This window comes from Paenibacillus sp. JJ1683 (assembly GCF_053006485.1).
The window spans coordinates 3,071,574-3,094,042 of the sequence record NZ_CM129820.1 but is presented as its reverse complement, the minus strand read 5'-3'; the positions used below and the strand labels follow the sequence as shown (position 1 = coordinate 3,094,042).

19 protein-coding genes are annotated in these 22,469 nt (G+C 44.1%); 15 read left to right on the top strand and 4 right to left on the bottom strand.

Features of this window, described 5'->3' with window-relative positions:
* Positions 1-97: 97 nt before the first annotated feature.
* Positions 98-3,169 carry a X2-like carbohydrate binding domain-containing protein gene (locus tag ACUC6J_RS13080; RefSeq protein WP_447248959.1) on the top strand — a complete coding sequence of 1,024 codons (3,072 nt, stop codon included), beginning with the start codon at positions 98-100 and terminating at the stop codon, positions 3,167-3,169.
* Between the two features lie 284 nt (positions 3,170-3,453).
* Here the strand turns inward: ACUC6J_RS13080 and ACUC6J_RS13075 are convergent, their stop codons facing one another.
* Positions 3,454-4,371 (bottom strand): AEC family transporter, encoded by a 918-nt coding sequence (locus ACUC6J_RS13075; protein WP_031461562.1) that lies wholly within the window; start codon positions 4,369-4,371, stop codon positions 3,454-3,456.
* A 240-nt stretch (positions 4,372-4,611) separates the two neighbouring features.
* On the opposite strand from ACUC6J_RS13075, the gene ACUC6J_RS13070 reads away from it, so the two are divergent.
* Both ACUC6J_RS13070 and ACUC6J_RS13065 read left to right on the top strand, forming a co-directional pair.
* Complete coding sequence (locus tag ACUC6J_RS13070) at positions 4,612-5,523, top strand: copper amine oxidase N-terminal domain-containing protein (protein WP_039276065.1); 912 nt, start codon at positions 4,612-4,614, stop codon at positions 5,521-5,523.
* A 155-nt stretch (positions 5,524-5,678) separates the two neighbouring features.
* On the top strand, positions 5,679-6,467 hold the full coding sequence (locus tag ACUC6J_RS13065; RefSeq protein WP_016820742.1) for an SDR family oxidoreductase: 789 nt from the start codon (positions 5,679-5,681) through the stop codon (positions 6,465-6,467).
* Positions 6,468-6,557: 90 nt separating this feature from the next.
* Here ACUC6J_RS13065 and ACUC6J_RS13060 read toward each other — a convergent pair whose 3' ends face one another.
* A complete protein-coding gene (locus ACUC6J_RS13060) occupies positions 6,558-7,286 on the bottom strand; it encodes a DsbA family oxidoreductase (RefSeq protein ID WP_031461560.1) in 729 nt (242 codons plus the stop codon).
* Positions 7,287-7,495: 209 nt separating this feature from the next.
* Here ACUC6J_RS13060 and ACUC6J_RS13055 point away from each other — a divergent pair, with 209 nt between their 5' ends.
* The 11 genes from ACUC6J_RS13055 (at position 7,496) to ACUC6J_RS13005 (ending at position 19,605) form a co-directional block, all read left to right on the top strand.
* Positions 7,496-8,524, top strand: coding sequence for a LacI family DNA-binding transcriptional regulator (locus ACUC6J_RS13055; protein WP_090890547.1), 1,029 nt, complete (start codon positions 7,496-7,498; stop codon positions 8,522-8,524).
* Complete coding sequence (gene rbsK, locus ACUC6J_RS13050) at positions 8,517-9,395, top strand: ribokinase (RefSeq protein ID WP_017427746.1); 879 nt, start codon at positions 8,517-8,519, stop codon at positions 9,393-9,395. Before ACUC6J_RS13055 ends, rbsK begins: the two co-directional genes overlap by 8 nt.
* Positions 9,395-9,829 carry a D-ribose pyranase gene (gene rbsD, locus ACUC6J_RS13045; protein ID WP_017427747.1) on the top strand — a complete coding sequence of 145 codons (435 nt, stop codon included), beginning with the start codon at positions 9,395-9,397 and terminating at the stop codon, positions 9,827-9,829. The genes rbsK and rbsD overlap by 1 nt, the downstream gene beginning before the upstream one ends.
* Positions 9,830-9,860: 31 nt before the next feature.
* Entirely contained in the window at positions 9,861-11,342 is a 1,482-nt protein-coding gene (locus tag ACUC6J_RS13040; RefSeq protein ID WP_447248958.1) for a sugar ABC transporter ATP-binding protein, read from the top strand.
* Position 11,343: 1 nt separating this feature from the next.
* Complete coding sequence (gene rbsC, locus ACUC6J_RS13035; RefSeq protein WP_017427749.1) at positions 11,344-12,312, top strand: ribose ABC transporter permease RbsC; 969 nt, start codon at positions 11,344-11,346, stop codon at positions 12,310-12,312.
* Between the two features lie 34 nt (positions 12,313-12,346).
* A complete protein-coding gene (gene rbsB / locus ACUC6J_RS13030; RefSeq protein WP_165080682.1) occupies positions 12,347-13,267 on the top strand; it encodes a ribose ABC transporter substrate-binding protein RbsB in 921 nt (306 codons plus the stop codon).
* A 221-nt stretch (positions 13,268-13,488) separates the two neighbouring features.
* A complete protein-coding gene (locus tag ACUC6J_RS13025; RefSeq protein WP_447248957.1) occupies positions 13,489-14,496 on the top strand; it encodes an ABC transporter substrate-binding protein in 1,008 nt (335 codons plus the stop codon).
* Positions 14,497-14,528: 32 nt separating this feature from the next.
* Positions 14,529-16,244 (top strand): ABC transporter ATP-binding protein, encoded by a 1,716-nt coding sequence (locus tag ACUC6J_RS13020; RefSeq protein WP_016820751.1) that lies wholly within the window; start codon positions 14,529-14,531, stop codon positions 16,242-16,244.
* A gap of 37 nt (positions 16,245-16,281) precedes the next feature.
* On the top strand, positions 16,282-17,262 hold the full coding sequence (locus ACUC6J_RS13015) for an ABC transporter substrate-binding protein (protein ID WP_016820752.1): 981 nt from the start codon (positions 16,282-16,284) through the stop codon (positions 17,260-17,262).
* Between the two features lie 230 nt (positions 17,263-17,492).
* Positions 17,493-18,557, top strand: coding sequence for a FecCD family ABC transporter permease (locus tag ACUC6J_RS13010; protein ID WP_019687384.1), 1,065 nt, complete (start codon positions 17,493-17,495; stop codon positions 18,555-18,557).
* 1 nt (position 18,558) lies between these two features.
* Entirely contained in the window at positions 18,559-19,605 is a 1,047-nt protein-coding gene (locus ACUC6J_RS13005) for a FecCD family ABC transporter permease (protein ID WP_016820754.1), read from the top strand.
* 80 nt (positions 19,606-19,685) lie between these two features.
* Here the strand turns inward: ACUC6J_RS13005 and ACUC6J_RS13000 are convergent, their stop codons facing one another.
* Together ACUC6J_RS13000 and aiiA are read right to left on the bottom strand one after the other, a co-directional pair.
* Positions 19,686-19,853: a hypothetical protein gene (locus ACUC6J_RS13000; RefSeq protein ID WP_007432475.1), complete on the bottom strand. Its 168-nt coding sequence runs from the start codon at positions 19,851-19,853 to the stop codon at positions 19,686-19,688.
* Positions 19,854-20,212: 359 nt separating this feature from the next.
* Entirely contained in the window at positions 20,213-20,968 is a 756-nt protein-coding gene (gene aiiA, locus ACUC6J_RS12995; protein WP_318300509.1) for a quorum-quenching N-acyl homoserine lactonase AiiA, read from the bottom strand.
* A 467-nt stretch (positions 20,969-21,435) separates the two neighbouring features.
* On the opposite strand from aiiA, the gene ACUC6J_RS12990 reads away from it, so the two are divergent.
* Positions 21,436-22,392, top strand: coding sequence for a tyrosine-type recombinase/integrase (locus ACUC6J_RS12990; protein ID WP_447248956.1), 957 nt, complete (start codon positions 21,436-21,438; stop codon positions 22,390-22,392).
* Positions 22,393-22,469 lie beyond the last annotated feature (77 nt).

Here is a 22,469-nt window from a genome sequence, read left to right as displayed (position 1 = left end):
AATAATAACGATAGGAACGAATCCGCAATTGACTGCTTACTTTTAGCTCGAAATGACTTGCATTTTTAAATGATTACGGAGAAGGAGGTTGAATTCATTGACTAAGGCAAAAAGCAGGTTGAGAATTGTATGTTTGGCGCTTATAGTAGCGGGTGCTTCCTGGACAGGCATGATAGCACCCACCCATGCTGCTCCAAGTGACGATTATACTTGGAAAAGTGTCGTTACAGGCGGTGGAGGTGGTTTTGTACCTGGTATTATTTTTAATGAAACGGAAAAAGATCTGATCTATGCCCGTACAGATATTGGAGGAGCTTACCGCTGGAATCCTGCGAGTGAAAGCTGGATTCCGCTGACGGATTCTGTGGGCTGGGAGAATTGGAACAAAAATGGTGTCGATGCACTAGCCACCGACCCTGTGGATCCGAATCGTGTATATATAGCTACAGGCACGTATACTAATTCCTGGGATAAACAAAACGGGCAAATTATGCGCTCTACCGACAAGGGGAATACGTGGCAAACTACAAAGCTTCCCTTTAAGGTAGGAGGCAATATGCCGGGACGCTCAATGGGTGAACGTCTGGCAATTGATCCGAATAAAAACAATATATTATTCTTCGGAGCTCGAAGTGGTAATGGATTGTGGAAAAGCTCCGATTACGGGGCGACCTGGAGCAAGGTGAGTAGTTTTCCGAATCCGGGGACGTATGTACAGGACCCTTCCAATGAATACACCAGTGATATTGTCGGTTTAGCCTGGATCACTTTTGACAAAAAAACGGGCTCTTCCAGTAAAGCAACACAGACCATCTATGTGGGTGTCGCAGATAAAAAGCAAAGTGTCTATCGCAGTACTGATGGCGGGACAACCTGGTCTGCTATAGCGGGCCAGCCTACAGGCTATTTGCCACATCACGGCGTTTTATCGCCAGATGGCGACCTGTATATTTCTTACAGCGATGGAGCTGGACCGTATGATGGAACAAAGGGTGAGCTGTGGAAACTGAATACAGCCAGTGGACAGTGGACTAACATTAGCCCCGTTGCCAGCAGCAGCGCAGACAATCATTTTGGATATGGTGGACTGACAGTGGACGCCCAGAAGCCAGGTACACTTATGGTTGCAACGTTGAATGCCTGGTGGCCGGATGAAACGATTTACCGCAGTACTGATAGTGGGGCAACCTGGAGCCCTATTTGGGAATTTGATGGTTATCCAGCTCGTAAGCTGAAGTACAATCTGGATATATCCGGTGCGCCTTGGCTGACTTTCAATGCCAATCCTGCACCGCCGGAAGTATCGCCCAAGCTGGGCTGGATGATTGGAGATCTGGAAATAGATCCATTTAATTCAGATCATATGCTGTACGGCACAGGAGCTACGATTTATGGCTCTAAAAATCTGACCAATTGGGACAAGGGAGGTAAGCTGGACATTTCGGTAGCGGCTAAAGGGGTAGAAGAAACGGCGATTTTGGATTTGGTGAGCCCTCCAACTGGAGCTCCTCTGGTGAGTGCAGTGGGTGATGTCTCCGGATTCAGACATGATGACCTGTTCAAGGCTCCTGCTAAAATGCTGGATAATCCAACCTTTACAAGCAGCGAAAGCATTGATTATGCCGAGTTAAGCCCTTCTTTTATGGCTCGGGTAGGTAAAGCGGACTATAAAAAAGATCCAAACGCCAAATCTATCGGATTATCCAATGATGGCGGAGCGAACTGGTACAAAGCTAATAGCGAGCCTTCCGGTACAGCAGGAGGAGGCAGCATCGCTGTAGCGGCAAATGGTAATGGATTGCTGTGGAGTACATCGGACAAAGGTGTATTTTATTCCAAAACCGGAGGAAACTCATGGACAGCAAGCACGGGAGTTCCAGCTAATGCAAAGATCGCCTCTGACCGAGTAAATCCTAACAAATACTACGCGTTTGCTGCTGGGAAAATATATGTAAGTGTTGATGGAGGCGCATCCTTCACACCATCCACAGTTACTGGTTTGCCAAGTGTAGGGAATGCAGATATTGGTGCTGTACGAGGAGCGGAAGGAGATGTGTGGTTTGCTGGAGGCTCCGAGGACGGAGGGCCATACGGCTTATGGCATTCCAAGGATTCAGGTGTTACATTCAACCAGCTTGATCAAGTGCAGGAGGCGGATTTTGTAGGCTTTGGCAAAGCAGCACCCAATCGTACGAATGCAGCAGTGTTTATCGTTGGTAAGATTGACGGAACTCGTGGATTTTATCGTTCGGACGATGCTGGCGCAAACTGGGTACGCATTAATGATGATAAGCATCAATATGCTCGTGTGACCACCATTATTGGGGATCCTCGGGTTTACGGACGTGCTTATCTGGGAACGAATGGCCGCGGCATTCTGGTGGCAGATCGTGTGGGTGGTGATCAGCCATCTACCGGACAAGCAAGTATTACACCGACGGCTGCAACTTATGGAGTGGCTAACAGTAATACCGATATTACTGTCAGGCTTACTCTTAACGGTAATACACTAGAAGCGATCAAGCAGGGAAGTGTGGCACTGAACAAAGGTGAAGATTATACGGTTAGTGAAGAAACAGTTATTCTTACCAACAAGTATTTATCTAAACTTCCTAAAGGAGAGACAACGCTCAACTTCCATTTTAGTACAGGCAATGATGCGTTGTTCACGATTACGGTGAAAGGGGATACGCCAAGTGAGCCGGGAACAGGCGAGGGTGCTCTGAAGGTGCAATCCTTCAATGGGAATGTATCTGCAACAAGTAATACGATCAGTTCCAAGTTTAAAATAACCAATACAGGAAGCTCACCCGTTTCCCTAGCAGATGTGACATTGCGTTATTATTACACCGTTAACGGGGAGAAATCACAAAACTTCTTTACGGATTGGTCAAGCATCGGTACAGAGAATGTCATTGCTAACTTCAAAACATTAACTAATACGAAGCCAGGTGCAGATTCTTATGCAGAAATTGGTTTTAAGTCGGTAGCAGGTTCTTTAGAGCCTGGTCAGAGTGTTGAGCTACAAATCCGGATATCCAAAGCGGATTGGAGCAATTATACACAAACTGATGATTATTCCTTTAATCCCACAGCAAATAGCTTACAAGATTCCACTAAAATAACCGCTTACCTGTCTGGGATCAAGCAATGGGGAATTGAGCCTTAAATCTTCATAAAATAATCTTAAGTCAGCCACTCTAATGAGCGAGCTGGCTTTATTTTTGGAGGAATCAGAGGTTTAAATTCAAACACATAACTATTTCACTATATGAAAAATTCATAATAGAAAAAGATTCCTTCTCGCATACCATCATCATCAAACAAACACACCACTATAAACAGAAAAAGGGGTACAATCACGAACATATGTTCCTATTTTAATTGAAAAAGAAACGCTCCTGTCCTCAGACAAAAAGCGTTACAAATAAAGTTTTATATTTATCATAAACCTCAAGTAAGATGACGGGATATTGAAATTAATAAGGTCATCGTAATGACATTCAGAATCGTAGAAAGTAATACTGTTTGTGCCGCAAAGTCAGGTTCATTTTTATATTCTTCCGCCAAAATACTCGTGTTAACACCAGTAGGCATACCTGATGCAATGAGCAATGCTTGAGCGGGAATCCCCTTAAGACCTAGGAAAAACACGAGCATAAAGCCAACTATTGGACCTGCAATCAGGCGTAATACCATACTGATATACACGGCTGTCCGCCGTAAATGAAAAGGATACTGCACAATTTGTGCTCCCAAAGTAAGCAGAGCCACTGCGACCATCGAATGGCTAATATAATTTAGAGGCTCAGCCAGCAAATTAGGCAATGGACTGTGCAGTAGATTCAGGAGCAGGCCCAGCACAAGCGCGTAGGGGACAGGCATTTTCAAAAAATTAATTAAAATTTTTCGTGTATTGGCCTTACCGTTCTGTACAACAAAAGTACCATATGTAAATGTAACAAAGCTTTGAAAAGTCATAATCAGAGCTTGGACAGAAATAGCCAGCGGATCACCTTTAAACACCAACTGATTAATTGGTAGACCATAATTCCCTGAATTATCTAGCATGACACTGTTTGTAAAAGCTCCACGCATTCCGGGGCTGTATTTCAGAGATCTGGCAACGGTAGTACTGATTACGTACAGAATAGCTATGTACAGGGCATAAAAAAGTGAAACCTCACCCATGAGAATTAAAGAAATTTCAGAGTTATAAAGACCGGTAAACACAACTGCAGGGGTGATATAATAAAAATTAATTTTAGCTAGGGTATACAAATCCAATCGAAAATAATATTGCATGATACAGCCAAAACCGATAAGGACAAAAATAGGTAAAACAACGTCTAAAAGAATGGTGCCGAACATGTCTGTCTCCACTTCTTTCTATTATGCGAATGTAAACGTTAACCCTTAAAATACACGTGCATTTCCCATTATACTGTGGAAATAGGTTCACGCATAATAAAATTTATTATATTGGATTAGCCATCAGTCCCTGCAAATGCAACACTAGTAAAAAAGGGCTTCATATTTAGCTTATAGTAGCCGTTAATATATGTAGGTTACATTTAAACCTGGTCTTTTACTATAAGGAGGAAGCGCATCATGAGAAACACTTGGACAGCATTATTAGCGTGTATACTGGTCTTGGGACTGGCAGCAGGAACAGCCGAAGCCAAACAGGGGCGCGGAAATGGTCAGGAGAACAAACAGGAAGCAAAGGCGTCTGATAAAGACCGGAATGAAAAGAGCAACAAAAAAGATAAACACGACGAAATCAAAAAGAACACCCCTGTTGCAGTAACGGATGATACATACGGGGAGTCCAAAGACCATAAAGGTCACAAGGGACACAACGGGTACAATGGTCTGCTTCAAGCAGTAGAAAATACAAAAGATAAGCCGGCAGGAGCGGTTATTGCGAATCTGCTGCTTACAAAATACCCGGATCGTTTGACCTCGGAGCAGGTAGCTGAACTTGAATTGATCCGAAATTCTGACAAAGCACTAACTAAGGCTGCTGAGCTACTGGATAAAAACGGAAATGTAACAGATGCCGTTTACATGCAGGAGGAGGCAGTTTTGGCTGATGTGTCCAATCTGGATAGCTACAAAAAGCTGGATGTATTCTCAAGGAAGGCTGGAAGGTCATCAGGTATGAAGCTGTTCGTGAATGGTGAAAAATATGATGCCGAACCGATTAACCGCAATGGCACCACACTTGTTCCTTTTAGAACAGCTTCCGAAGCCCTTAATGCCAAAGTTTCCTGGGATCCGAAAGAAAAGGCTGTTACTGTCAGTCGCAACGGCGTGTCCGTCAAATTATTCGTGAATAGCGCCAAAGCATATATTAACGGCCAGCCGTATTCTATCGAGCAGCCAGCATCCATAGTGGATGGAACTACAATGGTACCTGTAAGGGTAATCGGAGAGGCTTTGGGAGCAAATGTTAAATGGGAGCCTGAGAGCCAGTCCGTTGTTGTATATGAGCAGTCAACAATATCTGAAGCATTATAGTGCTATAAACCAAGAAAATAGTGTATAACAGAAAGGGCGCCTGACTAAATGTCAGGTCCTTTTTTGTGTTGCCTTGCTACTTTGTACCTAGCTATTAGCATTATGTGCTGGTCATGTGTACAATTAAAGAACACTGAGAAAAGGGAGTGTCATAGATGGATTTAGGATTAACGGGGAAAGCAGCCTTTGTTGCAGGTTCCAGTAAAGGACTCGGCAAGGCAAGCGCAAGGGAGCTGGCACGTGAGGGTGCGAATGTTGTTATTTCTGGACGAAATGAAGCAGAGCTTCAGCGGACTCAGGCCGAATTACAGGAAACAGCGAGTGGTCGCGTTGAATATGTAGTTTGTGATGTAACCAAACCTGAACATATCTCCCAGGCCATTCGCCGTACAGTTGATTGGTTTGGCACCGTCGATATTTTGGTTAACAATGCGGGCGGCCCTCCTGCGGGCACCTTTGATGATTTTACAGACGAAGTATGGATGCAGGCCTTTGAGCAAAATTTACTTAGTCATATCCGGTTGATCCGTGAGGCGTTACCCTATATGAAAAAACAACAAAGTGGTAGAATTTTAAATATCGCCTCATCATCAGTGAAGCAGCCGATTCCGGGCCTGATTATTTCCAATACACTACGTACTGGAGTTGCCGGATTGGCGAAAACATTGTCTATGGAATTAGCCCCATATAATATTCTGGTACATACTGTAGCACCAGGGAGAATTGCAACCGATCGCGTACGTAGCTTGGACGAGCATCGAGCCGAAAAATCCCACCAAACGACGGATCAAGTTCGCAAACAAGCAGAAGAGGGCATTCCGTTGGGACGGTACGGTGAGCCTGAAGAGTTCGGTAAAGTCGTTGCTTTTCTGGCGTCATCGGCTTCATCCTATTTGACCGGCAGCACCATTCTTGTGGATGGCGGAATGATTAAATCATTATAAAAAATTAAAGAAGCGTGCCGCATCAGGCTTAATTGCTGCAGGCACGCTTTTTCATAAGTTATCTAAAAAGAGGTTTAGTTCATTGACTGATCAGTTCTCGCGGCTTGGAAGTTCGCACCCGTCATCGGTACATACACTAGTTTCATCCTGTTTGGACAAGCTGCCGCTAATCATAGTGAAAGGAGAACGTTCATCCCATGCTTTTTGAAGCGCATCGTGAAATACCTCCTCAGGCTGAGCACCAGAAACAGCAAATTTTCGATCAAATACAAAGAATGGAACACCCTGAACGCCTAACTTAGCACCTTCAGTTTCATCAGCTCTAACTTCGTCGGTAAAGCGGTCACCGGCTAATATGGCAGCGGCTTCGTTATGATCCAAACCAACTTCGGCTGCCAACGCTGCCAGTACTTCATGATCCCCAGTATGCTTGCCTTCCATGAAGACAGCCTGAAATAAACGCTCGCTCAATTCCAGCATTTTGCCTTGTGTGTGAGCCCAATGCGTTAGACGGTGAGCATCGAAAGAGTTTGTCGGCACCATGGCATGAATATTGTACTCCAGACCTGTAGAACGTGCGTTTTCGGTCATGCGATCATTCATGGCATGAGCCTCTTGCAGACTAACGCCATATTTTGCTGATAGTTCCTCATTAATCGTCTTACCACTATCTTTCACAGCATTCGGATTTAATTCAAAACTCTTGAATGTCAATTGAACCTCATCGCGATGTGGGAACTGCTGCAAGACTTGCTCCAAACGGCGTTTGCCAATATAACAGAACGGACACATATAATCAGACCAAACTTCGATATTCATCAGGAAATGCCTCCATATATATATTTTATTAAGCAACTGAGAGTGAATCAGCATACTTTAGTATAAGCAAAAAGGTGAAACTTCATCAGTTACAAAAAGATTATACGGCTATTGCTTTCGATGTGCAAATAATTAATGCTTGTCAAAAAATAAATGCTATGATATTTTATATGTGTAACCGGTTACACAATTGGAGTTGAACCTACATTATGACAACAATTAAGCAGGTAGCAAGTTTTGCAGGTGTTTCCGTGGCGACCGTATCCCGAGTTATTAATGAAACCGGCTATGTCCACGAGGATACACGGCGAAAAGTTGAAGCTGCGGTGAAGCAGCTAAATTACAAGCCTAATGAAGTTGCACGTTCTCTGTATAAAAAGAAATCCAGATTAATCGGCCTGCTGCTGCCGGATATTACAAACCCTTACTTTCCCTTGTTGGCTCGTGGGGTGGAGGATCGAATGCAGGAAAATGATTTTCGTATTATTTTCGGTAATAGTGATGAGGATCGCCAAAAAGAATTAGATTACATGGATACTTTTGTTCAGAATAATGTTGTTGGGGTTATTTCATCTACCAATGACCCTGCTGCCGACTGTTACGCCAAACTGAAAATACCAGTCGTTTTTCTCGATCGGACTTCCAGTGACAGTCTCTCCGTTTATGCGGATGGAGCTCATGGCGGTCGCTTGGCTGCACAGGCTATGGTTGCCCGTGGCAGCAGACAAATTACAGTCATGCAGGGTCCTGCTCATATTCGTCCAGCACAAGATCGTTTTCGCGGGGCAGTGGAAGAGCTTCAGCATTCTGGTATTGCTTACCATATCGTCGAGACAACGTCCTTTTCGTTCAAGGAAGCTGAGTTATGGGCCAAAGAGCTGTTCAGCAAGTATCCGGATACGGACGGAGTTATTGCCAGTAACGATATTGTAGCTACCGCGGTGATGCATGAAGCACATAGATTAGGAAAGAAAATCCCGGAAGATGTTCAAATTATCGGGTTTGATGATATACCATTAAGCAGCTTGTTATTTCCGCCATTATCAACAATCCGGCAGCCTGCTTATGAAATGGGCTGGGAAGCGGCAGGTCTGCTCATTCAATTGATTGAGCAGTCGCAAGCAACGAAGTCAAGTGTATCTAATCTTCATTCGAAAGTACTTACCTATTCAAGCATACAATTGCCCGTCAAATTTATCGAACGGGAAACAACGAGAAAGGTGGATCATCATGGCTAAAATTTCGGTTATCGGAAGCAGTTCGATGGACCTCGTAGTTACTTCTTCCAAACGCCCTGGTGCTGGTGAAACCGTATTGGGAGAAAGCTTTACAACCGTACCTGGCGGTAAAGGAGCCAATCAGGCAGTAGCTGCAGCACGACTCGGGGCGGACGTTACGATGATTGGACGTGTAGGAGACGACCATTTGGGACAACAGATTTTACGCAATTTTGAAGAAAATCATGTTCATATTAACTATGTGAAACCGGTTACACATATGGAAAGCGGTACAGCACACATTGTACTAGCCGAGGGTGATAACAGTATTGTCGTGGTAAAAGCAGCGAATAATGAAGTTACACCCGCTTACGTGGAAGAAGCGCTTGATGTTATTCGAAGTTCGGATATTGTATTAATTCAACAGGAAATACCGGCGGAGACGATTGTCTATGTCAGCGAAATTTGTGCGAAGTATCAGGTACCCTTGCTGCTGAATCCAGCCCCGGCTCGTGAGGTGGAAGAAAGCGTAATTGCCAATGCAGCCTACATTACGCCAAATGAGCATGAAGCCGCCATCATGTTTAAGGATATGAGTCTTCAAGAAGCGCTGCGCAAATATCCGAACAAGTTGTTTGTAACGGAAGGCAGCAACGGTGTACGGTTTTTCGACGGAGAACAGGAAGTTGTAGTTCCTACTTACAAGGTCGAAGCCGTGGATACAACAGGTGCAGGAGATACGTTCAACGCTGCTTTTGCGGTGGCACTGGCTGAAGGAAAATCGCTGGCAGACAGTGTGAAATTTGCTAATCGTGCTGCGTCATTGTCTGTTACCAAATTTGGAGCGCAAGGTGGAATGCCAACCCGTCGTGAAGTAGAGGAGCAATTATAATGAAGAAACATGGAATTCTAAACAGTCATATATCCAAAATATTAACGGATCTCGGCCACACGGACTTTATTGTCGTGGCTGATGCCGGCTTACCAGTTCCTGAAGGCGTTACCAAAATTGATTTGGCATTGAAACTGGGTATTCCGTCCTTTCAGGACGTTGTTGATGTCATTGCCGCAGATATGATGATTGAAAAAGTAACACTGGCCGAAGAAATCAAACAAGAAAATGAACAAGCACTCCAGTATATTATGCGCACCTTTGCAGGAGAGCAACTAGAGCATTCGCAGATTATTCAGCCGACTGCCGTCATTGAGTTTTGCTCACATGAACAATTTAAGACATTAACTCGGCAAGCCAAAGCTGTCATCCGTACAGGAGAGGCTACGCCGTTTGCCAATTGTATTTTACAGGCAGGAGTTCTTTTTGGATAAATTAGTGTTGAATAAAAAAGGGGGGAATAGCATGCAGATTCAAATGAAAGGAATTCACAAAGCCTTTGGAACCAATCAGGTACTAAGTGGTGTTGACTTTGATCTCCGTGAAGGAGAAGTACATGCCCTCATGGGTGAAAATGGTGCAGGCAAATCAACGCTGATGAATATTTTAATCGGACTGCATCGACGCGATGAGGGAACGATCATCATTGACGGTCAGGAAACCTATTTTGCCAACCCCAAGGAAGCGGAGCAAAAAGGAATTGCTTTTATTCACCAGGAACTGAATGTATGGCCAGAGATGACGGTACTGGAAAATCTATTTATCGGCAAGGAAATGACTTCTAAATGGGGATTACTAGATAGCTCTAAAATGAAAGCGCTAGCAAATGAGCAATTTAGCAAGCTTTCAGTAAACCTTCCTTTGAACGGTGAAGCAGGCGAGTGTTCAGTGGGTCAACAACAAATGATTGAAATAGCCAAAGCACTCATGACGGATGCCAAAGTGATCGTAATGGATGAACCGACAGCAGCCTTAACCGAACGGGAAATACAAAAGCTGTTTGAGGTTATTACTTCCTTGAAAAAAGATGGTGTTTCAATTGTGTATATATCTCATCGGATGGAGGAGATATTCGCGATCTGTGATCGGATTACCATTATGCGTGACGGGAAAACTGTAGATACTCAAGCGATCCCCGATACGAATTTTGACGAGGTTGTACGGAAAATGGTTGGCAGAGAGCTGACTGAACGCTACCCGGTAAGAACGCCTGCTTTGGGAGAAGTGGTGCTAGAGGTCAAAAACGCATCACATAAAGGTCTATTTGAAAATGTGAATTTTACAGTGCGCTCTGGGGAAATTGTAGGTTTTTCGGGCTTGATGGGCTCGGGACGGACCGAGATCATGCGGTCGTTATTTGGACTGGATACTTTGGATCGTGGTGAGATACACGTACGTGGGAAAAAGGTGTCTATTCGCAAGCCGGATGATGCAGTGAAACTAGGGATTGGCTTCATTACAGAAGATCGAAAAGATGAGGGCTTAGTGCTGGATTTTTCCATTCGGGAAAACATGGTGCTGACGAATCTGTTCAGTTTTACATCAAAAGGATTTATATCAGGCAAAAAAGAGATGGAATTTGTTAATACATTAATTAAGCGCTTACAAATCAAAACCCAATCAGCCGAAGCGACGGTTGGCAGTTTGTCAGGTGGCAATCAGCAAAAGGTGGTTATTGCCAAATGGGTAGGTATCGGTCCCAATGTGCTCATTCTTGACGAACCGACGAGAGGCGTGGATGTAGGAGCCAAACGGGAAATCTACCAGTTGATGAACGAACTGACCGAACGTGGAGTCGCAATTATCATGGTATCCTCAGAGCTTCCCGAGGTACTTGGCATGAGTGATCGTATTGTCGTGGTACACGAGGGGAAGATCAGCGGAGAGCTAAGCAGGGAAGAAGCCACACAAGAAAATATTATGACGCTAGCTACAGGAGGACAGTAATATGACAACTATGAATGAAGCAAAAGGTAGCAAAGGCATTCAAATATCACAAATCACACAGAAGCTTGGCCCATTGTTGGGGCTCATTATTTTGGTGATCATTGTATCGGCCTTAAATCCCAGCTTTTTGGAACCGCTTAATATTTTGAATTTGTTGCGCCAGGTATCTATTAATGCGTTGATTGCGTTCGGTATGACCTTCGTTATTCTTACAGGCGGAATCGATTTGTCCGTTGGCTCTATATTAGCACTATCCAGTGCGTTTGTCGCAAATATGATGTTGGCCGGCTTCGATCCGATTTTGGCGATTATCATTGGCTGTGCATTGGGTGGCGTGATGGGAATGGTCAACGGCTTGATGATTACGAAAGGTAAAATGGCTCCGTTTATCGCCACACTCGCAACCATGACTATTTTTAGAGGATTAACATTAGTTTATACCAACGGTAACCCTATTACGGGGCTCGGAGATAGTCTGGTATTTCAATTATTCGGTCGTGGTTATCAGTTTGGTATTCCGGTCCCGGCGATTACGATGCTCATTACCTTTGCTGCTCTGTGGATCATTCTGCATAAAACACCTTTCGGACGCAAAACGTATGCCATCGGCGGCAACGAGAAAGCTTCGATTGTTTCAGGTATTAAAGTACCACGTGTAAAAATCTGGATTTACTCTTTGGCGGGAATGCTTTCCGCATTGGCGGGTGCTATCTTGACCTCACGCTTGAATTCAGCGCAGCCGACAGCAGGTGCTTCTTATGAACTGGATGCCATTGCGGCTGTCGTATTAGGTGGAACAAGCCTTTCGGGAGGACGCGGACGGATTGTAGGTACATTAATTGGTGTGCTAATCATCGGGACACTAAACAACGGCTTGAATTTGCTGGGGGTTAACTCTTTTTACCAAATGGTCGTAAAAGGAATCGTCATTGCTATTGCTGTATTGATTGATCGTAAAAAATCCGCATAATACACCTAAACTGCATAGAAGGAGACACACAAATATGAAAAAGCTTACATTAATCATGACGGCCTTGCTGCTCCTGCTCATGACAGGGTGTTCCCTGGAACCGCCCGAATGGGCGAAGCCTAAAGCGGCTGCAGACCTGAAGGACATTAAAATCGGCTTGTCGATCTCAACCTTGAATAATCCATTCTTCGTTTCCCTCAAAGACGGAGTTGTTGCAGAGGCCAAAAAGCAAGGATTGCAGGTTATTGTGGTCGATGCACAAAATGATTCTGCGAAGCAAAGTAATGATGTGGATGATCTGATCCAACAGGGAGTAAATGCGTTACTCATTAATCCGACAGATTCGTCGGCTATCTCCACTGTGGTACAGTCAGCGAATGCTTTGAACATTCCTGTAATTACGCTGGACCGTTCCGCTGACAAAGGTGATGTGAAAGCGCTAGTCGCTTCAGACAACGTCGAGGGAGGACGGATGGCTGCCAGATACGTGATTGATCAAGTCGGAAAAGGCGCCAAGGTTATTGAGTTGGAAGGCGTTCCAGGCGCATCGGCTACCCGTGAACGTGGGAAAGGCTTCCATGAAGTGGCAGATAAGGACCTGAAGGTCATCGCCAAGCAGTCGGCTGATTTTGATCGGACCAAAGGTTTGAATGTGATGGAAAACCTGCTGCAAGGCAACCCGGATGTTCAGGCGGTATTTGCCCACAATGATGAAATGGCGTTGGGAGCGATTGAAGCCATTCAAAGCTCTGGTAAGAAAATTCCAGTCATCGGTTTTGATGGTAACGAGGATGCGCTTAAATCAATTAAGGAAGGGAAACTAACAGCCACCGTGGCTCAGCAACCTGAGTTGATTGGACAATTGGCAGTGCAAGCAGCCAAGGATGTACTTCAAGGTAAAACCGTGAAAACATCGATTCCCGCCAAACTGGAGTTAGTGGATCAATCCAAATAAGAATGGGCATGGAAACCAACCTATGAAGCATTCGAACTGATGCAAAGAATACGCATCAGTTCTTTTTTTTTGGATATTTTGCCAAGACGATATATACACATGAATGGAAGTTTTTAATTTTTGTATTGTAAGAAGAGACGGTAAAAGATAGAATAACACTTGTATGATAATGAGAATCACTATCATTTTATGAAGGCATATATCTAAGGAGGACGTATATTGTGCAACAAAAGAACAGATTAAAAAGAGGAATTATGCTTGGTTTTGCCGTTTTTTTGATGGTTGTATTGGCTGCATGCGGAAATGCACCAAGTAGTAACCAGACCAATGACAAGAGTGGAACGGATGCCCTTAACGGACAATCCAAATCAGTTGCCGCGCGCGAATATGTTGATGCCACTGGCAAAAAGATCAGTATCCCTGCAAATCCACAGCGGGTTGTCACGACACAATATTTGGATGCGATGCTGGCTTTAGGTGTTAAACCAGTAGGGGCTGCTTCTCATGTGTTAGAAGGCGACTATTTGAAAGGTAAGATTGACGGGATTGCTGATATTGGGAATCCGACAAATTTGGAAAAGGTATTAGAGCTACAACCTGATCTGATTATAGCAACAGAAGATACCTCGCCAGAAGTGAGGGAGCAACTGGAGAAGATTGCTCCAACCGTAGCCGTTTCTTTTGGAGATGGAGATGTATTTAAGCAGCTGCGGGATGTCGCAGCCGTACTGGGTAAGGACAAGGAAGCCGATCAGTGGATTGCTAGTTTTGACAAAAAGGCTGAAGAAGGTCGAAAAAAGCTGACTGGAAAATTCAAGAAAGATGAAACGATTACCATTTATATGACCTACGGTAAGGACGTGCTGAGAGTGTACGGGGCGCGAAATGTAGGACATGTCATCTACCGTTCACTGGAATTGAATCCTCCAGAGTACATACGTCAGAAGCTCGCAAAGGACCCGAAGTATAACTTTGTATACGATAGCATTTCGATGGAAAAACTGCCTGAACTGTCAGGAGATCGTATTATTATGCTGGTTTACGATGAAGCGACTAAGGACGGAATGTTGAAGGAAATTGAACAAAGTGCGCTGTGGAAAAATCTCCCGGCTGTCAAAAACCACAAAGTGTATTTCATCAAGGCCGATCCTTGGTTTACCTACTCACCACTGGCTATCGATCAATCACTGGATGAGGCCGTTAACATGTTTTCCGTCGAACCTAAATAATCAGCTCATTTAAATAGGAAGGGAGAAGTCTTATGCTAAGACGATTTTTTGAATATTACCGTCCCTACCGGACTTTGTTTATCATTGATTTTACTTGCGCCATACTAGCTGCACTGCTGGAACTGGCTTTTCCACTTGCAGTCAATCGGGTAGTTGATGATTTGCTACCCAGTGGAAATTGGAAATGGATTTTATTTGCCTGTTTATCTTTGCTCGGGATTTATGTCGTAAGCGCCGGATTGAATTATGTCGTTACCTATTGGGGACACAAGCTGGGGATTAACATTGAGTCAGATATGCGTAAAAAGCTGTTTGATCGAGTACAAAAGCAATCCTTTCGCTTTTTTGACAATAACAAAACAGGCCATCTGGTCTCCCGTATGACCAACGATCTGATGGATATTGGAGAGATTGCCCACCACGGACCAGAAGATTTGTTCATTGCACTGATGACTCTGGGCGGGGCTTTCGGTATCATGCTCAGTATTAACTGGAAGCTGGCTGTGCTGACATTCATTATTGTTCCACTGATGATCTACCTGTCTTTGTATTTTAGTCGCAAAATGAATGCTGCATTCCATCGTATGTTTTCTGATATTGCGGATTACAACGCCCGGATTGAAAATAACGTTAGCGGTATCCGTGTTGTTCAAGCGTTTTCCAACGAAGCGCATGAAATGGATCGTTTTGCTGAGAATAATGGACGGTTTCGTAAAACAAAGCTGATCGCATATCGCATTATGGCGTGGAATTCTTCAATTAGCTTTATTCTGATGAAACTGGTCTCTTTGTTTGTGCTTGTATGTGGAACATGGTTTGTTATTAAGGGGCAGATGTCCTATGGGGAATTTATCGCATTTGTAATGCTGTCCAATGTATTCCTCGCACCCATCAAACAAATTAACTCTGTCATTGAAACGTATCCCAAAGGAATTGCCGGCTTCCGACGTTACTTAGATTTGCTGGAAAGTGAATCTGACGTAGAGGATCTTCCAGGTGCGAAGACCGTTAAGCATCTCAACGGAGATATTCAATTTGAAGGTGTAACGTTTGGCTATGAAAACAAAGACAAGGTACTGCGCAAAGTGGACCTTGCTATTCATGCGGGAGAAACTGTAGCTCTTGTGGGTCCTTCAGGAGCAGGCAAAACGACACTTTGCAGCTTGCTGCCACGCTTCTATGATGTCGAGGAAGGCAGCATTAAGATTGATGGTATGGATATCCGTGAAATGAAGCTGGATTCGCTGCGGTCCATGATTGGAATCGTACAGCAGGATGTATTCCTTTTTGATGGAACGATTCGTGAAAATATCGCTTACGGCAAACTTGATGCTTCAGAAGATGAGATCTGGGATGCTGCCCGTCGAGCCCAGATTGAAGAACTTGTTCGATCCTATCCAGAAGGGCTGGATACGATGATCGGTGAGCGAGGCGTAAAGCTGTCCGGTGGTCAAAAGCAACGTTTATCCATTGCCCGGATGTTTCTGAAAAATCCGCCAATTCTCATTTTGGATGAAGCGACATCGGCATTGGATACAGAGACAGAAGCTGCAATTCAGCAAGCTCTGACAGAGCTATCTCAAGGTCGCACGACACTCGTGATTGCCCATCGTCTGGCAACGATTAAAAATGCTGACCGCATTATTGTAGTTGCAGATCAAGGGATTGCCGAGCAAGGAAAACATGAAGAATTAATGGCTGTAAAAGGTGCATATAGCCGCCTACACCAAGCTCAGTATGGAACGTAAGAGTCAATTGCGACTTCGTAAATAGAGAGAGGAATGAATGAGTTTGACAAAGAAAATGTGGATTGTGACGATGCTTTTGTCAGTCATTGTCATTCTTAGCGCCTGTAGTGGAAAGGTAAATCAGCCAGACGAAAAGCAAAATCAAGCTTCTGGTGAATCAAAGTCAGCTGCAACGAAAACAGTTAAGACGATTCATGGGGATATTCAGATTCCGATTCATCCTCAGCGGATTGTAGTAGATATGTACCAGAATGATTTATTAGCATTAGGAATTAAACCTGTGGGAAGTGTTAAATATTATCTGGATAATCCGTTTTCAAAGGATCTTGTACAAGGCATTGCAAGCATTGGAGACCGCGGTAGTGTATCCATTGAAAAAGTATTGGCTCTACAGCCGGATATGATTCTGATTGGTTCCAAGGATGCTTCTGAATATGAAAAATATAGTAAAATTGCTCCGACGATAGTCATCCCTTATGGAACATACAAGAATGTGCATGAGGAACTGACAGCTTTTGGTGAGCTGCTGGGAAAAGAACAGGAAGCCAAAACATGGCTTGCCCAATACGACCAGCGATTGCAAGCTGCACGTGACAAATTAAAGGGAATTGTTCAACCCGGGGATACTTTCACAGTAATGGAAGCCACAGATAAAGAATACTATGTATACGGTGATAATTTTGGCAGAGGAGGACAGGCGGTTTATAGAGGATTGAATTTGACACCTCCACCACTTGTCCAAAAAGAACTATTAGGCGAGACTCAATGGAAGTCAATTTCCAAGGAAGTTATTAATCAATATGCTGGCTCTTACATTTTTCTGACGGTTAACAAGGATTTGAGCGGTTATGAAGGAGACAGCATATGGAAATCACTAAGTGCAGTCCGGAATGGGAAGGTTTTTGAGCTTCAGGAGGATCGATACTGGTACTTCGATCCTATCGCTATTATGGGACAAGCTGAAGAATTGGCAGATATGATCGTCCAGCGGAATAAAGAAAACGTCTCACAGAAGTAATGGTTTCGGTAATGTTGGCAGCCCTTTGGTATCTTTGCCGGAGGGCTTTGTTTTTTCACAAAATAGCAGGGCATTAGAGAATCGTCGAAATTTTGCTATTGAAGCCGTTGCCACATTAATTTACAATAGTAAAGATTGCATGATAATAATTCTCATTATCAAACATCATCTCCACTACAGGTTTTCGTGATAGCCTACATACTATTCAACAGTAAGGGTGAACCATAGTTATGAAATTATCAGAATCTTCGGATAGTCCTGCTCAAAGTAATCACAATCAGCCGCCGACTCAATTTCACTCGCGGCCATGGGCGGCTTCGCTTATCCTGACAGCCGGATTAGCACTGTTAGCGTTCGGTATCGCTCTTTCTTTATCATTTGGTGCAGCCTCAATCAAATTAGAGGAGGTCTGGAACGCCGTCTTTCATTTTAATCCTGAGCTGCAAAACCATCAAATTATATGGGAAATCCGTCTACCTCGAATTCTGGGTGGTGTGTTAATCGGAGTTTGTTTTGCCGTAGCAGGGGCCATTATGCAGGGAATGACCCGCAATCCGCTTGCGGACTCTGGCTTGCTTGGGCTGAATTCGGGCGCCAGCTTGACGATGGCGATTTGCTTTGCTCTTTTTCCGGGTACTTCCTTTTTGCAGTTAATGCTGTATTCTTTTGTAGGTGCAGCCTTGGCGGTTGTGATGGTCTATGGTACAAGCGCTATTTCCAAATCAGGTATTACGCCAGTTCGTCTTGTATTGGCAGGTGCAGCTGTCACGGCGTTGCTGTCTGCCTTAGGTGATACGATCAGTTTATATTTTAATGTTGGACAGGATTTGGCCTTTTGGTATGCTGGAGGACTTAGTGGGACCAAGTGGGTTCAGCTAGGCATTGTTGTTCCATGGGTTGTGGCAGCTTTTATCGGTGCTCTCATGTTATCACGCTCCATTACGTTACTTAGCCTAGGAGACGAAATTGCATTGAGTCTTGGTCAGCGAACTGGGATGGTAAAGGTCGCCGGTATGATTCTCGTATTGATCCTAGCGGGTGCCGCGGTATCGTTGGTTGGTTCTATAGGGTTCGTAGGGTTGATTATTCCCCACATCACGCGCAAACTGGTTGGGGTCGATTATCGCTGGATTATTCCTTGTTCGGCTATTATGGGAGCTTTACTTATCGTTTTTGCCGATCTGGCGGCTCGTATGATTAACGCACCTGAGGAAACACCAGTGGGCGTACTTATTGCCTTAATTGGTGTTCCATTCTTCCTTTATCTGGCACGTAAAGAAAGGAGGGCACTGTAAGATGAGTAACGTTACGAATGGCGCTATTGCCAAAGCAAGTCACCGTAAAAAAATCCATGATTGGGTCGTTGTTATCATTTTGCTTGTATTGCTCATTACTGCATTCACCATAAGTGCGAATACAGGAACGATTCGGCTTTCGCCAATGGAGCTTTTTAGAACCTTGTTCGGACAAGGGACTCCACAGCAGGAATTAATTCTGTTTGAATTCCGGTTGCCGCGAATGGTTATTTCCATTCTGATAGGCGCAGGTTTGGCTGTTTCCGGTTGCATCATGCAGGGGGTATCGCGTAACAGCCTAGCGGACCCTGGTATTCTGGGGATTAATGCAGGTGCCGGGCTGATGGTTATGCTGTTTGTACTGCTTTTCCCATCGATGCAAACGATGAATTCATTATTTTTACTTCCTGCTCTTGCACTCATTGGATCGGGAGCGGCTGCTATTCTGATTTATGCGCTTTCTTACAAAAAAGGCGAAGGTATTTCTCCGACAAGGCTATTGCTGAGCGGAATTGGGGTAGCGGCGGGTATCAGTGCTGCCATGATCATTATGACTCTTAAGTTAACACCTGAAAGCTACACGTTTGTAGCTAATTGGTTAGCAGGAAGCATATGGGGTTCAAATTGGAAATTCGTAATGGCTCTGCTGCCTTGGCTAATTGTATTGCTTCCTTTCGCATACTATAAAGCAAATGTTATGAATGTGCTTAATTTGGGGGATCAGACGGCATCCGGGTTAGGTACACCTATCGAAAAGGAACGTATTCTTCTCCTCGCGGCTGCGGTCGGACTGGCTAGTTCAAGTGTGTCGGTTAGTGGCGGAATCGGTTTTGTCGGTTTGGTAGCTCCACATTTGGCAAGAAAGCTGGTGGGTCCGAAGCATAAAATGTTGCTTGTAACGTGTGCTTTAGTCGGAGCACTTCTGGTACTCGTAGCGGATACGATCACACGAGCCTTACCTTTACAGAAAGAAATTCCGACAGGATTAATTGTTGCCATCATAGGTGCGCCATACTTCTTATATTTGCTGAGTCGCTCAAAAGGATAAAAAATAAAAAATAACCTTCAACACCACTAAGGAAGTGGAACTGAAGGTTATTTTTTTATTTCTTGTAGCAGCCTTTCATCTCAACGGGAAGTATTCAAGGCATGAGAGGTTTGATGCAGCTCTCTGATCATTTTATGCAACGTGTAATTTTCCTGCCGTGTCACACCGTGTTGATTTTCCTGAACCAGCAGCTGATGAATGTTTCGTTTTAAAATCTCACTTCGACGTTCCAGCATTTCGGTACTCATAAATAAATGAACACTCCCTTTGTCATGAATAAATCTACATTTTAGAAATAAGCATAGACTGAATATAAGGTTGCCTTTCGACTTCTTTAAGTATATCGTGCTGGATGATCAAGGGAAAACGGAACGAGACAGCAAAATACTTATCCTCATCATCCATACCGTGTCGACAGCTACTCACCCCATGAGTTCTTAGATATACTTCCTTATGCTGGCGATAACAGGAGATTAGGGACAATTAGCTTCATATATATGGAATCACTTATCAATTTGCTGGAAGCTGTGGTGAGGAGCCAATCAAAACTGCAAAGGTTACAACTACCTAATGAGAAGAAAAGAATAAGAGGCTACAACATTTATCATTATTTATATTGTGGATATACCGGCTGAACAGCTACTTGCTCAGGATCATGACCGAAGAACAACAGACTCGGCTTGACCTCCTGCACAATCTGCTGAATGCGGGCAATTGACTGGCGCGCCTGTTCACGGTCAAAGCCGTCAAATGGCACGTCGTTTGCGTAATTCTCCTGAGTGTAGGCAACATCAATCGTCAGCATGATCGGACCCGATTCCTTTGTTGTGATCAGCGCGGACTGATGACCCGGCGAATGACCCGGAGTATAGAGCAGTTGCAAGCCCGGAACCAGCTCATGGTCCCCTTGGAGCAGTCGGTAATTCAAGTTTGTCTGCACGCATTCCGGCGGCGCATACTCTAGATTACCGATCGCAGCGTCTACTTCGGTCTGCTGCACATAAATCGGTGTATTCGGAAAATGCGGATTGCCTCCGGCATGATCCATATGCATATGGGAGATAACGATGGCATGAATATCGTCTGGTTGATAGCCGATCCGATCCAGTACTGCCACGATACTATCATCGGCTGTCATACGGGGGATGAAGCGTCCTTCAAACGGTGTACTTTTAAAATAATCTGGGTTGTCGATAAACGAATCTGGCATACCGGTATCTATGAGGATCGGACCGTGATCTGTCTCCAGCAGATACGACCAGATTTGCAGACGCACCAGTTCACCGGGCTGTGCATGATGGTTGAGTGAGGAGCGATCAATATCAAGCTGACCGACCGGCAACCAGTGCAATTTGTTAATCATACAATCATCCTCCAGTTTTAGTTTACATAATAATTATTATGTAGTAATAAGCAGGATTACAGCTGGTAGAAAGTGATGTTTGTATTTTCGTTTGTAAGATGGGGCGATGGAGCCCCATATTTTCGCTGTAATGCCGCTCTTTCAAAAATTAATTTTTAATAGTTTAAATGATAAGACATGTAGGCGTCCAGCAGAAATTTGTCATCAGGCAGACCAGTTCGGCCTGCTGTATAATCGGATGAATAAAAAAGGGTAACTACATAGACTGGACAAGAGAGACACGCTTTATTTATACTTAAAAAGGGCTCAAAAAACTGCGTATAATATAAATTATACGCAGTTTAGGTTTAAAACGACTTTTAGATGCTCTCCTGCATAAGATGTCGATTGGATTGTCGATAAAAATCAGACGAAAATGATCGTTTTACAGCATTTTTCGGATTTTGAACTGAATGGAGGCAAGCACGATGAAAAAAGAATTGCGTCATATGGATCTGGATACTATAGACGAAATTGATGAAGTGTATAATGAGGAGCTGGAAGCATTTTTGATCTGGATGAAGGATGCCGGATATACGATACATACGCAAAAGAATTACACAGGGGATGTAAAACAGTTTTTACGTACATTGCGTGATAAACCATTCGACCAGGTGAAAAAGATTCATGTGATGTCATATTTATCTAAAGCGCGGGAGGGAGGCGCCGGAGATAGTACGCGGAACCGGAAGCATGCTGCGGTGAATAGTTTTTTTAGAGCGCTACAGGAATTTGAATTATGCAGCACCAATCCGGCAGCGGGAATTAAAAAAGCAAAGACTGAAAAGAATCGTATGCCCGTTTATCTGGATGAGAAGGACATTCAGCCGTTTTTGCTTGCGGTGGAAGGGAAATATGCAAATCGTAATATGGCTATTTTTCTGCTCATGGTCTACATGGGATTGCGGGTGGGGGAGGTTCATTCTTTGAATGTCTCGGATTACAGCCGAGAAAGACGCACATTAGATGTGTTCGGTAAAGGGCGTAAGTGGCGTACCCTGCCAGTACCAACGGCTGTATGTGATTTTATAGAGCAAGCGTTGGAGGAAAGATTGACGCCGTGGAGAGGTAAAGAAGACGCGATGTTCGTATCCCAAAAAGGCCGACGTCTGGCAGTGCGTTCTATTCAACAGATTGCTACAGAAACGTTTGAACGATTCCAGCAAGAAAAGGGTATAGAACGTCGAGAGGCTTATTCCAGTCATAAGCTGCGGCATACATTTGCGACGATGCTATTACGTAAGGGAGCAGATCTACGTACCGTACAGGAGCTACTAGGGCACTCATCCATCCAAACGACCACGGTATATACTCATGTTACAGATCGAGAAAAAGAAAAAGCGATGGATAAGCTGGATATTCAGATCCCAATAACGGGATTGTAAGTATGTTCCACGAGTGTATTGTATATTGAAATAAATTGAGGTTTACATAAATATTATTATGTAAACCAATTAAAAGA